This is a genomic window from Bradyrhizobium sp. NP1, from assembly GCF_030378205.1.
Classification (GTDB): Bacteria; Pseudomonadota; Alphaproteobacteria; order Rhizobiales; family Xanthobacteraceae; genus Bradyrhizobium.
Window position 1 is genome coordinate 6996553 of the sequence record NZ_CP127385.1, and the last position, 14016, is coordinate 7010568.

Genomic DNA, 14016 nt, shown 5'->3' on the forward strand with positions numbered 1-14016 from the left:
AAGAGACCATGTCCACGGAAGACGTCAAGACCCCGAGCCGGCGCAGCCTCCTGACCGTCGCCGCAGCCGCGCTCCTGCTCGCGGCAGGCGTGGTCGGCTATGGCTTCATCAGCCGCGCGCAAAGCAAGCAGGAAGTCGTGGACTGGACCGCGGCGCAGGCGGTCCCGACCGTGGCGCTGGCGCCGCTCGTGGCCGGCGCTCCGAACCAGGTGCTGACCCTGCCGGGCAACATCCAGCCCCTCAATCGCGCCGCGGTGTTCGCGCGGGTCAACGGCTATGTGAAAAGCTGGGACCATGACATCGGCTCACCGGTCAAGGCCGGACAGGCGCTCGCCAGCATCGATGCTCCCGATCTCGACCAGCAGCTCAGCCAGGCCGAGGCGACGCTGGCAAGCGTGCGGGCCAACCTGCAACTTGCAAATCTCACCGCCGGCCGCAACGCCGTCCTGCTGCAAAAGCAGATCGTCGCCCAGCAGCTTGCCGACCAGACCGCCGCCGACGCCAAGGCGAAGGAGGCGGTGGTCGACGCCAATGAGGCCAATGTCCGCCAGCTCCAGGCGATGCAGTCGTTCAAGACGCTCGCCGCGCCGTTCGACGGCGTCGTGACGGCCCGCAACATCGAGATCGGAATGCTGATTAATTCCGGCGGCTCCGGCCAGCCGCTGTTCGAGGTGTCGGACCTGCACCGGGTTCGCATCTACGTGCAGGTGCCGCAAGCCTTCTCGGCCGGCCTTGCCCCCGGCATGAAGGCGAAGTTCGACATGCCGCAATATCCGGGCGTGCAGTTCGACGCGACGGTCTCCCATGTCGCCAAGGCCATCAACCCGAACTCACACAGCATGCAGGTTGAGCTCCAGGCCGACAACAGCGCCGGAAAATTCTACGGCGGCAGCTACTGCAACGTGCATTTCGAAATTCCGACCGACGGCAACCTGGTGAAGATCCCCTCGACCGCGCTGATCATGGGCAATCAGGGCACGCAGGTTGCAGCCCTCGACGGTCAGGACAAGGTCGTGCTCAAGAACGTGCAGCTGGGCCGCGATCTCGGCGACAGTGTCGAGGTCGTCAGCGGCCTTGCGCCGTCCGACCGGATCATCAACAACCCGCCGGAGACGCTCGTGAGCGGCGACACGGTTCGCCTCGCTGCTACATCATCGCAGGGCAGCGCTGTGACCGCGGCATCGGCTTCGTCCGCGTCCGCGCGGTGAGCGCTGCTGCGACGCGCTGCTGCCGGGCGGCGCGTCGCGGTCATTTGCAAGCAGCCAGCTGCCTCCGGCTTCGCCGTCATTCAGAACAGACATGGCTGGTATTTCCCGCGGCGCGGACAGCAGCAGATCAATTGAAGATCTGCCTGCTTCGCGCGCGTGCGCATCATTTGCGGCGAAATTTTTCATACAAGTGTCATCGCTTCAACAATGATTGAAAGCGCTGGCGCATCGCGTGTGCTTAACCCATCTCGGGCGCGGGGCTGATCAATCAAACATCAACAACGAGAGACGAAGATGAAAGCATTCCTGAAACTTGGTGTGCCGGCTGCGGCGTTCGTGGTCGCAGCCTCTTTTGGCGCACTGACATCGACCAGCGCGAGTGCCGGCGACTATTGCCGCCAGGACGTCACCGGTCACATGACCGGCTGCGGCTTCTCCTCCATGGAGCAATGTCAGTCGGCCTCGGCCGGGATCGGCGGCGACTGCTTCCGCGATCCGAATCTGCCCGCCGCCACCGCTAACGCTACCAGCAACATCGACCGCAACGCCTACGCCTATCAGCCGAACGGCCGCGTGACCAAGCGCAGCCGCGCGCACGGCAGCGAGGCCAACACCAACCAGTAAGATCCTGGCATTCAGGGACAACAGAGAAAAGCCCGCACGGATTTGCCGTGCGGGCCGACTGCTTTCGAACACGACCTAGCTTTCGCGGCTGTACTGCTCGTAGAGCTTCGCGGCGTTCTCCCAGCGTATGGCTTCCATATACACGTCGACATATTTCGCGGCCGCCGCGCCGTAGTCCATGTGATAGGCGTGCTCGTACATGTCGAGCACCAGCACCGGCCGTCCTCCCGCGAGCGTCGTGGTGTGATCGGCCGCCCATTGATTGACGAGGCGCTTGTCGCGCGGCGAATAGGCGAGGATCACCCAGCCCGAGCCGCCGCCTTCGGCCTTGCCCATGGCGGCGAATTCCGCGCGCCAGCGATCGACGCTGCCAAAATCGCGTGCGATGGCATCGGCGAGCGCGCCGCTCGCCTTCGCGCCGCCGCCGAGGCCGTCGAAGTAGATCTCGTGCAGGATCATCGAGTTGGCCGCGATCAGCTCCTCGCGCTTCAATCCGTTGAGGACGAAATTCGGCGCCTTCGCGAAATCGAGCTCGGCGAGCTGCGTCCCGATGGCGTTGAGACGTTTCACCGCACCGACATAGTTGTTCTCGTAATGGCTGACCAGCACCTTCTCCGACATGCCGCTGATCGCTTTCGGATCGAATGGCAATGGCTTGGCCTGATAGGCCGGCGCCTTGCTTGCAGTGGGCTGATTGCCTTGCGCAAGCGCGCTCGAGCCCGCCACCGTCACGGCGGTGGCGGCCAGGCCGACACCTTTGATGAAGTCCCGGCGTTCGCTGGTGATCGTCATTGGCTTCTCCATGGTTTTGCAGCCCCCAAATTCGCAAGCCCCGAAAGGGGACGCTCGTTTGCTCGGGTGGATCGACGCGGGCGTTGCCGGTCGCGCAGCAACGCGGTCAGGCCCGCGTGGAAGACACGCCACGCCAACGCGCGGTCGACACACCAAATCACGGTTGCATGGTTCGGATTGAGAACCGGCCTGCTTTCGTCCACGCGCAATCCCTCGACCAATCGAGCATTGCGCAGAACTTGGACGGCGAGCCGCCTGGCGGGGAGCCTGCGTATCCCCGAACCCCAAAACTAGAGCGCGGACGACATGGACGCAAGGCGATCCCGGCCGATCACGGGCATTTCACCGGCGCCCCTGCAGCGCCGGCCGTTTGAACCTCACGCTCTTGCCGTCCGGCAGCCGCGTGGCGACATAGCCGCCGGCAAGGCAGGCCTCACGCTGCGGCATCCTCTCCTGCGGGCTGCGCAGGCTGTCCCACCAGGAGGCGCGCTGCGCGGCCCGCGGCAGCGCGCCGCCGATGATCGCCTCGATCTCCTCGAAGCTCAGCACGAATTCGGGCAGCGTCTGCCGCCTCAGATGATCGCGCAGGGCGTCGTAGTCCGTCATGCCTTTTACCCGTGTCATTTCTCAACCAATCGTTAACCGATTGGGGGAACCCTGTCGCCCTACTTAAGGCCACGGCAATCATTGGAGCGCATCGAAAAGGATCGGGAGCGATCCATGTTGTTGGGAAGGCGCATCGGTTCGGCGAGGCAGCCATGGCGGCTATCGGCAAAACTGCTGATCGCCTCGTCCGTGGTGACCGTGATCGGCTTCTCCGCCATCTGCGCCAACGTCATGCTCAACATGCGCCATGGCGAGGAGGAGCTGGCGCGCCAGACGCTGGAGAACCTCGCATCCAGCATCGACGCCGACATCAGCCGCAACGTCGAGATCTATGATCTTTCGCTGCGCGCCGTCGCCAGCAGCATGGTGATGCCGGAGATCGCAAGCGTCAGCAAGCCGGTCCGGCAGCTGATCCTGTTCGACCACGCCGCCACCGCCAAGCATTTCGGGGCGATCCAGGTGTTCGATGCCGAAGGGCGCCTGGCCATCGATGCCTCCACGCTCGACCCCCTGCCCGAGAATCGCGGCGACGAGGAGTATTTCAAGGTCCATCGCGACCATCCCGACGTCGGGCTCTATGTCAGCCGCCCGATGCTGCATCGGGGCGCCTACGCCATCGTGCTCAGCCGGCGCATCACCGGCGCCGACGGACGCTTCCTCGGCGTCGTCGCCGGCTCGATCCGCTTCAGCTATTTTCACGACCTGTTCGGGCGGCTGCAGCTTGGCCCCGACGACGTGATCTGCGTGCTTCGCCGCGACGGCATGGTGATCATGCGCACCCCGTTCGATCTCGACGAGATCGGCAGGAATATCGGCCAGGCGCCGATCGTGATGCGCGTGCTGTCGGAGCCGAGCGGATCGTTCTCCGGGACCACCGCCTTCGACAGCGTGCCGCGGCTTCTGGTCTGGCGCGACGGCACAAGGCCGCTGGTCGTGCTGGTCGGCAAGCCCTGGGCCAGCATCTTCGAACTTTGGCGCACCGAGGCGCTGCGGATCGCCGCGATCATGACGGCGCTGATCCTGTTCGTGCTCGGCGTCACGCTGTTCCTCGCGCGCGAGATCAGCCGCCGCGCCAACGCCGAGGAGAAGCTCGAGGAGCTCGCCACCACCGATGCACTCACCGGCCTGAAGAACCGCCGCAAGTTCGACGCGGTGATCGACACCGAATGGCGGCGGGCGGTCCGAAACAGGGCGCCGCTCGCGCTCCTGATGATCGATGCCGACCATTTCAAGACCTACAACGACACCTTTGGCCACCAGGCCGGCGACCAGGTGCTGGTCGGAATCGCGATCTGCATCTCGGATTCGGTGCGGCGCGCCGGCGACTGCGCCGCGCGCTATGGCGGCGAGGAATTCGCGGTGCTGCTGCCGGGGCTTGCGCCGATGGACGCGCTGACGGTTGCCGAAACCATCCGCCTGAAGGTCGAAGGCTGGTCCGCCGGCGAGAGCGCCTCCACTGTCAGCATCGGCGTGGCAAGCCTCGTGCCGACGGCTGCGACGGACTGGAGCGTGCTGATCAACGCCGCCGACAAGGCGCTCTACGCGGCCAAGGCGAACGGCCGCAACCAGTCGGTGCTGGCCAGTTTGCCGCGGCTGTCGCTGGTGGCCTAGATCGTCATTGCCGAATGGTGCGTCAGCACCAGACCGCAGGTGCGCAATTGCGCACCGGGGAATCTGGAGATTTCGATGCTTCGCATCGCCCGGGAATGACGGCAAAAATGCCAGCATTCCTGCCTTCACTCTTCGAGATATTTCCTCATCTCCGCGCGCAGGCCGTCGGCGAGATCGGGGCGCTGCAGGCCGTAGGCGATGTTGGCGCGCAGGAAGCCGGCTTTCGAGCCGCAATCGTGCCGCTCGCCCTCGAACTCGACGCCATAGAATTTTTGCGACTTGGAGAGCCCGATCATGGCGTCGGTGAGCTGGATCTCGCCGCCGGCGCCGCGCTCCTGCCGCTCCAGGATCTTGAAGATTTCCGGCTGCAGGATGTAGCGGCCGGTGATCGAGAGGTTGGAGGGCGCAGTGCCCTTCGCCGGTTTCTCCACCATGCCTGAAACCTCGAACATCCTGCCGTCGGCGTGACGCTTGCCGACGCCGCAGATGCCGTATTGATGCGTGGTATCCTCCGGCACGGCCTGCACCGCGATCAGGTTGGATTTTGGCCCGAGCTTGGCGGCGGCCGCGATCATCTGACCAAGACAGCCCGGGGTGTGCAGCACAAGCTCGTCCGGCAGCACCACCGCGAAGGGCTCGTCGCCGACGATGTCGCGCGCGCACCAAACCGCGTGACCGAGGCCGAGTGGCGCCTGCTGGCGCGTGAAGCTCATCGCGCCGGCTTCCGGCTGGCTCTGCGCCAGGATGTCCTGCTCGGCCTTTTTGCCGCGTGCGGCCAGCGTGGTGTCGAGCTCGAACATGCGGTCGAAATGATCCTCGATCACGCCCTTGTTGCGACCGGTGACGAAGACGAAGTGCTCGATCCCGGCCTCCTTCGCCTCGTCGACCACGTATTGGATCAGCGGCCTGTCGACGATGGTCAGCATTTCCTTCGGCATCGCCTTGGTGGCGGGCAGGACGCGGGTGCCGAGGCCGGCGACCGGGAAAACGGCTTTGCGGATTTTCATGGGAAGCAGGACATCCTGAAGGTTCGGTTCACCCCGTGAGTAACCCGGTTTGCGGCGCTCGGCCAAGGCGGTTAACCCACCCCTGACGCGAAAACTTCGCTTTTGTTAAACTATTGGAAACCGCGACAGGGCCTCCTGAAAGCCCGAATTCGACGGCAGGGGATGTCGAACATGTCAGGACCGATGGAACCCCGGATCAAGTGGCTGGCGGCGGCTGCCGTCTGCGCCTTGCTGGCGCTGCCTGGGGCCACGGCCTCTGCGCAATCGCCCGGCAATGGCCTTTCCAACCTGTTCGGCAACATCTTCGGCACCAGCGCCGCGCCTCAGCCGCAAGGGGCGCCCGCGACCACCGGCTCGATTCCATGGAGCGGCGAGGACGGCGCATCCGGCAACCCCCTGATGACGGCAGGGGCGATCCGCCAGGCGGCCGCCAATTTCGACAATTGCGTCGCCGCGATGTGGCCAGATGCCGCACGGCGCGGCGTGTCGGAAGAAAACTTCCAGCGCTTCACCGCCGGGCTTTCGCCCGACCTGCGCATCATGGACCTGATGGATTCGCAGCCCGAATTCACCAAGTCGGTCTGGGACTATCTCGACATCCTGGTGAACGACGCGAGACTCGCCAAGGGCAAGGAGATCCTCGCCAAATACAAGGCGCAGTTCGACGCGACCGAGCGCGCCTATGGCGTCGACCGCTACGCGATCGCGGCGATCTGGGGCATCGAGTCCAACTACTCGACACAGATCGGCGACCGCAGCGTGCTGCAGTCGACCGCAACGCTCGCCTGCATCGGCCGCCGCCAGACCTATTTCAAGGACGAGTTTCTCTCCGCGCTGGAAATTCTCAATCGCGGCGACCTCAGGCCAGAGCAGATGCGCGGCTCCTGGGCCGGCGCGTTCGGCCCGACGCAATTCATGCCGACCGCCTTCAAGCGCTACGCGGTCGATGGCGACGGCGACGGCCGCCGCGACGTCGTCGACAACCCCGCCGATTTGATTGCGTCCACCGCCAACAACCTGAAGAAGGACGGCTGGCAGACCGGCCAGAGCTGGGGCTACGAGGTGGTCGTGCCCAAAGACTTCAACTACATGCTGGCGGATCGCGCCAAGAGCATGACGCTTGTGCAGTGGGAGCATCTGGGCATCAAGCGCGCGGGCGGCCAGCCATTTCCGCATGGCAGCGACAAGGCCTATCTGCTCGCGCCCGCCGGTGCCGAGGGCCCGGGCTTCCTGATGATGCAGAACTTCCGCGTCATCATGAAATACAACCCCGCCGAGGCCTATGCGCTGGCCATCGGCCATTTCGCCGACCGCTTGCGCGGCGGGGCGCCCTTCGTCCAGGCCTGGCCGCGCCAGGAACGCGAGCTGTCGCGCGCCGAGCGGCTGGAACTTCAGCAATTGCTCGCCCAGCGCGGTTTCTACCGGGGCACGCCGGATGGCCAGTTCGGCGGCGAGACGCGGGCGGCGCTGCGCGGCTTCCAGGCCTCGATCGGAGCGCCGGCCGACGGATTTGCCTCCTCCGACATGCTGGAGCGGCTGCGGGGGCGCTGAAACGGGCAAAGTAACCCTCAAACGGCCCATTCCGGCGGCGGTCTTGACGGTGGCCGCCATGACCGGTCTATGGTCTGGAAACCGAAAGAGAATCTGCCCGCTTGCGGCCCGATTCCGCTATTATGTTGTCAGCTGATTTCATCGCGAGCGGGCGTCAGGCCGCATGTCCAAACCGAAGTCATTCCTGAGCGTGTTGATCGAGCCCGGCCCGTTGGCCGCGCTGGCGATCGCCATTGCGCTCCTGGTCGGCGTGGTCGGACCGGCTTCAGCGCAGTTCTTCAATTTCGGCGGCCCGCCGCAGCGGCCCGCCCCGCGCTCCGGCGGCTGGGGTGGCGGCGGCGGCTTTGGCGGTGGTGGCGGCTGGTTCGGCGGCGACTTCTTCGCGCCCTTCCAGCAGCAGCAGCCCAAGCGCCCGCGCGAAGATTTTTCCAGGGCCCCGCCGCCGGAGAAGCGCGACACCACGCCTGAGCGCAACGTGCTGGTGCTCGGCGACGGCATGGCCGACTGGCTCGCCTACGGCCTCGAGGACGCCTATGCCGAGCAGCCCGACATGGGCGTGATCCGCAAGGCCAAGAACACCTCGGGCCTGATCAAGTATCAGCCCAAGGGCGAGCCCGCCGACTGGGCCGCGGCTGCGCGAGGTATCCTCGCCACCGAGAAGCCCGACGTCATCGTGGTGATGCTCGGGCTGAACGACCGCATCGCGATGCGCGAGCCGGCCGTGGAGAAGTCGGACAAATCCGCCGACAAGAAGGGCGACAAGAAGGACGCGGGCGTCAAGGACAAGAAGGACGCAAAGCCTGCCGACGCCAAGCCGGGCGCAAAGCCGGAAGGCGCGGTCGACGGCGCCAAGGACAACAGCAAGGCGGACGACAAGGTGGTCGACACCGAGCTGCCGCCGGACGAGGCCGACAACGACGCACCGCCTGCCGCGGCGCCGGAGAAGAGCACGCGCACGCCCAACGGACTCTACGAGTTTCGCGACGAGCGCTGGGTCGAGCTCTATGCCAAGAAGATCGAGGAGCTGAACGGCATCCTGAAGTCCAAGGGCGTGCCGGTGCTCTGGGTCGGCCTGCCCGCGGTGCGCGGACCGAAGGGCACCGCTGACACGCTGTTTCTGGATTCGCTCTATCGCGACGGCGCCGGCAAGGCCGGCATCACCTATGTCGACGTCTGGGACGGCTTCGTCGACGAGGCCGGCCGCTTCCTGCAGAAGGGCCCCGACTTCGAGGGCCAGATCCGCCAGCTCCGTTCCTATGACGGCGTCTATTTCACCAAGCCCGGCGCGCGCAAGCTTGCCCACTATGTCGAACGCGAGATCACGCGCCTGCTCGCCAACCGCTCGGCGCCGATCGCGCTGCCGAGCGAGCCCGCGACGCCCGACGCCAACGCGGTGCCCGGCCAGCCCGCCCCGCGCCCGCTGGCGGGGCCGATCGTGCCGCTGGTCGCCTCCTCCGTCGGCACCGATCAACTGCTCGGCGGCCCCGGTTCACGGCCGGCCGCCGTCGACGCGCTCGCCGCGCGCACGCTGGTCAAGGGCGAGGCACTGACGCCGCCGCCGGGCCGCGCCGACGATTTCAACTGGCCGCGCCGGGAGGTCGGCACCGAGCAGGCCAAGGGCGATAGCCCGGTCGCCTCCAACGCGCCCGATGGCGGCGCCGCGCCGGCCAATGCGCCGCCGAAGCCGCAGGTGAAGAAGCTGAGGCCGGCGTCGGGACAGCCATTGCGCGATTTCTTCGGGTTCGGCAATCCGCCGCCGCGCCAGTTCGCGCCGCCGCCGCGGGCGCCGGGACCTCCAGGCGTGCCGCGGCCACCGGGCAATGTCGGGCGCGCAGCCTCGGCGCCCTCGGATAACTTCTGGCGCTGGTAGTTCACGCGCAAGCGCGACGGCTTCAGCATGAAGCCATCGCGCCCTTCAAGGATGATGCGTCAGCTAGCGCCAGCGCGGCGGTGGACGGCGCGCCGGCCGGCTCATCAGCAGCGCCAGCGCAAAGCCGATGCCGCCCGCGATCAGGAGCGCGCCGATCGGATTGTCCTGCACCTTCCGGGCAAGCGCCTGCGATCCGTCGCGCAGCGTCTCGCCGCCGCTGGCATAGGCGTCCCTGGCAATTCCCGTGGCCACATCGGCAGCATCCTGCGCCGCGTCCTTGGCCTGACCGTAGAGATTTTGCACCGTGCCCGCCGCTTCGCGCGCGCGGCCGGAAGCCTGGGTCTTGGCATCCTGGGCCATGTCGCCGACGGTCCCTTCCACCCGGCCGGCGAACTCCTTGGCCGAGCCGGCAATCCGATCCTTGTCCATCGCGCTTCCCTTCCTCGGTTTGATGATGAGCTAACCGGCGACCGCGGCTTCCGTTCCTCGGTGGTGCCGGTCGCCCCGCCGGCGGCGCGTTGACAGCTGATGATGCGGGAGTAGCCTTTCCTCGAGGAGCAAGAGGGAGGCGCCCGTGGCGATCGCGATCCGTCAGTTGCACCCGCATTTCGTCGGCGAGGTCAGCGGCCTCGATCTGCGACAGCCGCTGACCACGGACCAGGCGCGCGAAGTCGAAGCGGCGATGGATCGCTATGCCGTACTCGTCTTCCACGACCAGGACATCACCGACGAGCAGCAGCTCGCCTTCGCGCTGAATTTCGGGCCGCGCGAGGACGCACGTGGCGGCACGGTGACGAAAAAAGCGGACTACCGGCTCGATTCCGGGCTGAACGACGTGTCCAATCTCGGCAAGGACGGCAAGCCGCTGCCGAAGGATCATCGCACCCATCTGTTCAACCTCGGCAACTGCCTGTGGCATTCCGACTCGTCGTTCCGCCCGATCCCGGCAAAATTCTCGTTGCTGTCGGCGCGCGTCGTGAACCCGAAGGGCGGCAATACCGAATTCGCCGACATGCGCGCCGCCTATGACGCGCTCGACGATGAGACCAGGGCCGAGATCGAGAATATGATCTGCGAACATTCGCTGATGTATTCGCGCGGCGCGCTCGGCTTCCTCGACTACAGCGATGAAGAGAAGAAGATGTTCAAGCCGGTGCTGCAGCGTCTTGTGCGCACGCATCCCGCGCACGGCCGCAAATCGCTGTACCTGTCCTCGCACGCCGGCGCGATCAGGGGGATGAGCGTCCCGGAAGGACGGGTGCTCCTGCGCGACCTCACCGAGCACGCCACGCAGCCGCAGTTCGTCTACGTCCACACATGGAAGCTGCATGACCTCGTGATGTGGGACAACCGGCAGACCATGCACCGGGTGCGCCGCTACGACCAGTCGCAGCCGCGCGACATGCGGCGGGCCACGGTGGCCGGCAGCGAGCCGACGGTGGCGCAGCAGGCAGCGGAATAGCGCAATCAAAGGTCGTCATGCGCGAACCGCGCATCCATCAACCTTCACTGGAAACGCTTTTTGCGATGGATTGCCGGGTCAAGCCCGGCAATGACAGGCACCCATTACGCGTGGCCGGCGTCGTTCGACAGCATGCCGGGATCGATACCGATCTTGCGCAGCGCGCGGGCGTATTTCTCCTCGACGTCGTCGCCGAAGATCAGCTCGGCATCGGCGTCGCAATGCAGCCAGCCATTGCCCTGGATCTCGCTCTCGAGCTGGCCCGGCGCCCAGCCGGCATAGCCGAGCGCGAGGATCGCGTGCCGCGGTCCCTCGCCTTGTGCGATCGCCTTCAGGATGTCGACGGTCGCGGTCAGGCAGACGTCGTCGTCGATCCGCAGCGTCGCCTTCTCGATGAAGAAGTCGCTCGAGTGCAGCACGAAGCCGCGGCCGGTGTCGACCGGACCGCCCTGCAGCACCTGCAGTGTCTCGGCATTCTCCGGCAGCTTGATCTGATCGCCCTTCTTGATGATGTCGAGCTGCACCAGAAGTTCCGGAAAGTCGATGCTGCCGGCCGGGCGGTTGACCATGATGCCCATCGCGCCTTCCGATGAATGCGCGCACAGGTAGATCACCGAGCGCTCGAACCGCGGGTCGCCCATCAGCGGCATCGCGACCAGGAGCTGGCCGTCGAGATAACCCTGTTCGGGCGCATGCTGGCTGGCGCCGGCGGGGCGGCGCTCGCGGCCCGGTTTCTTGCCTTCAGGATTCATCCGCAAAGGCCTCTCCTCTGAGCTTCCATCCTGATATTGGGTGAGGGTCCTGTCAATCAAGCGCGGCGGGCGGCACCGGACGCCATCACAAGCAATTCAATGGTTCGCCGGCCGCCTTGCCTGTTAAAGACGCTTCATGAACGCCATGGTTCCCATCCGCGCAATCGGTCTTGCCTCGACCCTGATATTTTCGCTGGCTTCGCTCGCCCACGCCCAGGATGCGTCGCCGTGGCAGCGCGACGGCCATTCCGCGGTGCGGCTGATGGCGGGATCGCGCAGCGGCGCGGTCCTGCTCGGCGGTATCGGTTTTCAGCTCGAGGCAGGCTGGAAGACGTATTGGCGTACCCCCGGCGATTCCGGCGTACCCCCACGTTTCGATTTCTCGAAATCGGATAATGTCGAAGCGGTGACAGTCCTGTGGCCGGCGCCGATGAAATTTGACGACGGCGCCGGCGGCGTCTCGCTCGGCTACAAGAATCAGGTGACGCTGCCGTTGCGGATCGTCGCCAAGAATCCCGACAAGCCGGTGACGCTGCGCGCCAACATCAACTATGCCGTGTGCGAGAAACTCTGCATCCCGGTCGAGGCCAATACCGAGCTGTCCATCAACAGCGTGGCGAGCACCGAGGACAGCGCGCTGTTCGCCGCGCTCGATACCGTGCCGAAGCCCGCCAATATCGGCGACCCCAATCCGCTCACGATCCGCGACGTCAAGCGCGACGGCAAGACCAAGGTGGTGGTCGACATCGTGTCGCCCGACGGGCGCGACGTCAGCCTGTTCGTCGAAGGGCCGACGCCGGACTGGAACCTGCCCGTTCCAAAGCCGGTCGAGCACGGCCCGCCCGGCGTGAAGCGCTTCGCCTTCGAGCTCGACGGCTTGCCATCGGGCGTGAATCCGGACGGCGCAGCGCTGAAGTTCACGCTGGTCGGTCCCGACCGCGCCTACGAATTCAACACCAATCTGGATTGACGCCGGCTTTCCCCGCTGGCCGGCAGTGTCCAGCGGCGGCGCCGGCCAGGCCGTCCAACCGAATCTTAACGAATCCTTGCTAGCCGAGTAATCGCCGCGCTTTGATGCGGCCCTTCCAGGATTCCCGCCGTGGCCGTGATGGACACCCAATCCGCCAGCGCTTCGTCCGGTCCCCTCGCGCGGCTGCGATCGATGCTCGCGGGCGGCAGCCACGAGGCATCGCTGACCCGGCGCCTTGCCGGCACCATCTTCGTCATCCGGGTTGCGAGCGCGGCGCTCGCCTATCTCTCGCAGATCCTGCTGGCGCGCTGGATGGGCGGCTCGGATTACGGCGTCTATGTCTATGTCTGGACCTGGGTGCTGCTGCTCGGCAGCATGATGGATTTCGGCATCGCGGCGTCCGCGCAGAAGATCATTCCGGAATACCGCACCCGCGGCGAGCACGCGCTGCTGCGCGGCTTCCTCGCCGGCAGCCGCTGGATGACGTTCGCGGTATCCACCGCGATCGCGCTGCTGCTCGCCGGCCTCGTGAAGCTCGCCTCGCCCCTGCTTCAGCCGAACGAGATAACCCCGCTCTACCTTGGCTGCGCCACGCTGTCCGCCTTCGTCGTCGCCAACACCCAGGACGGCATCGCCCGCTCACACGACTGGATGCGGCTCGGCCTGATGCCGCAATTCATCGTGCGCCAGGCGCTGATCATCGGCATCACCGCCGGTCTGCTCGCGCTTGGCCTCGACCTCGGCGCGTCAGCCGCGATGGCCGCGAGCGCGGCCGCAGTGTGGATCGCGATGCTGGGCCAGATGGTGGCGTTGAACCGCCGCCTCAAGGGCCACATCACGCCAGGCGCAAGCTGCTATGATTTCCGCGGCTGGCTCGCGGTCTCGCTGCCGATCCTGCTGGTCGAAAGCTTTTACCTGCTGCTCTCCTACACCGACGTGCTGGTGCTGCAACAGTTCCGCTCCTCCGAGGAGGTCGGCGTCTATTTCGCCGTGATCAAGACGCTCGCGCTGGTCTCCTTCATCCACTACGCGATGTCGGCGACCACGGCGCATCGCTTCGCCGAATACAACGCGCTCGGCGACAAGGACCGGCTGTCGGCCTATGTCGCGGATGCGATCCACTGGACGTTCTGGCCGTCGCTGGCCGCGACCATCGTGCTGCTCGCGCTCGGCAAGCCGCTGCTGTGGCTGTTCGGCGCGCAATTCGTCGGCGGCTACGACATCATGTTCGTCGCCGCGATCGGGCTCGTGGTGCGCGCCGCGATCGGCCCGGTCGAGCGGCTCCTCAACATGCTCGGCCACCAGCGCATCTGCGCACTCGCCTACGCGCTCGCCTTCGTCATGAACCTCGTGCTCTGCGTCGCGCTGATCCCGCGCTTCGGCGGCCATGGCGCGGCGGCCGCGACCTCGATCTCGCTCACCTTCGAGACGGTGCTGCTGTTCTGGATCGTCCGCCGCAGGCTCGGCCTGCACGTGCTGGCGTTCGGCAAGCGTCGCGACTAGAGCATGTTCGGTTCTGATGGAATCAGAACCGAATGCTTTAGATTCTCGTTTTGACGCGTT

The 14016-nt window shown here is 66.0% G+C and carries 13 protein-coding genes; 8 read left to right on the plus strand and 5 right to left on the minus strand.

Going from position 1 to position 14016, the window contains the following annotated elements; all coding sequences use genetic code 11:
* The first annotated feature begins 8 nt into the window (after positions 1-8).
* Together QOU61_RS33825 and QOU61_RS33830 are read left to right on the plus strand one after the other, a co-directional pair.
* A complete protein-coding gene (locus tag QOU61_RS33825) occupies positions 9-1208 on the plus strand; it encodes an efflux RND transporter periplasmic adaptor subunit (RefSeq protein WP_289655500.1) in 1200 nt (399 codons plus the stop codon).
* 294 nt (positions 1209-1502) lie between these two features.
* Positions 1503-1832, plus strand: coding sequence for a DUF3551 domain-containing protein (locus QOU61_RS33830; RefSeq protein ID WP_289655501.1), 330 nt, complete (start codon positions 1503-1505; stop codon positions 1830-1832).
* 75 nt (positions 1833-1907) lie between these two features.
* Here QOU61_RS33830 and QOU61_RS33835 read toward each other — a convergent pair whose 3' ends face one another.
* Positions 1908-2624, minus strand: a complete 717-nt coding sequence (locus QOU61_RS33835) for a superoxide dismutase (RefSeq protein WP_289655502.1) — start codon at positions 2622-2624, stop codon at positions 1908-1910.
* A gap of 342 nt (positions 2625-2966) precedes the next feature.
* Entirely contained in the window at positions 2967-3230 is a 264-nt protein-coding gene (locus QOU61_RS33840; RefSeq protein WP_289655503.1) for a DUF7662 domain-containing protein, read from the minus strand.
* A 114-nt stretch (positions 3231-3344) separates the two neighbouring features.
* On the opposite strand from QOU61_RS33840, the gene QOU61_RS33845 reads away from it, so the two are divergent.
* Complete coding sequence (locus QOU61_RS33845) at positions 3345-4841, plus strand: sensor domain-containing diguanylate cyclase (RefSeq protein WP_289655504.1); 1497 nt, start codon at positions 3345-3347, stop codon at positions 4839-4841.
* A gap of 125 nt (positions 4842-4966) precedes the next feature.
* Here QOU61_RS33845 and QOU61_RS33850 read toward each other — a convergent pair whose 3' ends face one another.
* Positions 4967-5848 (minus strand): UTP--glucose-1-phosphate uridylyltransferase, encoded by an 882-nt coding sequence (locus QOU61_RS33850; protein ID WP_289655505.1) that lies wholly within the window; start codon positions 5846-5848, stop codon positions 4967-4969.
* 171 nt (positions 5849-6019) lie between these two features.
* On the opposite strand from QOU61_RS33850, the gene QOU61_RS33855 reads away from it, so the two are divergent.
* Together QOU61_RS33855 and QOU61_RS33860 are read left to right on the plus strand one after the other, a co-directional pair.
* On the plus strand, positions 6020-7399 hold the full coding sequence (locus QOU61_RS33855; RefSeq protein WP_289655506.1) for a lytic murein transglycosylase: 1380 nt from the start codon (positions 6020-6022) through the stop codon (positions 7397-7399).
* 163 nt (positions 7400-7562) lie between these two features.
* Positions 7563-9269, plus strand: coding sequence for an SGNH/GDSL hydrolase family protein (locus tag QOU61_RS33860; protein ID WP_289655507.1), 1707 nt, complete (start codon positions 7563-7565; stop codon positions 9267-9269).
* Between the two features lie 63 nt (positions 9270-9332).
* On the opposite strand, the gene QOU61_RS33865 is transcribed toward QOU61_RS33860, so the two are convergent.
* Complete coding sequence (locus QOU61_RS33865) at positions 9333-9698, minus strand: CsbD family protein (RefSeq protein ID WP_289655508.1); 366 nt, start codon at positions 9696-9698, stop codon at positions 9333-9335.
* 145 nt (positions 9699-9843) lie between these two features.
* Between QOU61_RS33865 and QOU61_RS33870 the strand changes: the two genes are divergently transcribed.
* Positions 9844-10731 (plus strand): TauD/TfdA dioxygenase family protein, encoded by an 888-nt coding sequence (locus QOU61_RS33870; RefSeq protein ID WP_289655509.1) that lies wholly within the window; start codon positions 9844-9846, stop codon positions 10729-10731.
* A 104-nt stretch (positions 10732-10835) separates the two neighbouring features.
* Here QOU61_RS33870 and QOU61_RS33875 read toward each other — a convergent pair whose 3' ends face one another.
* Positions 10836-11483, minus strand: a complete 648-nt coding sequence (locus tag QOU61_RS33875) for a YqgE/AlgH family protein (RefSeq protein WP_289655510.1) — start codon at positions 11481-11483, stop codon at positions 10836-10838.
* A 136-nt stretch (positions 11484-11619) separates the two neighbouring features.
* On the opposite strand from QOU61_RS33875, the gene QOU61_RS33880 reads away from it, so the two are divergent.
* Positions 11620-12453 carry a protein-disulfide reductase DsbD domain-containing protein gene (locus QOU61_RS33880; protein WP_289655511.1) on the plus strand — a complete coding sequence of 278 codons (834 nt, stop codon included), beginning with the start codon at positions 11620-11622 and terminating at the stop codon, positions 12451-12453.
* Positions 12454-12582: 129 nt separating this feature from the next.
* Positions 12583-13956, plus strand: a complete 1374-nt coding sequence (locus QOU61_RS33885) for a lipopolysaccharide biosynthesis protein (RefSeq protein ID WP_289655512.1) — start codon at positions 12583-12585, stop codon at positions 13954-13956.
* Positions 13957-14016: the final 60 nt, after the last annotated feature.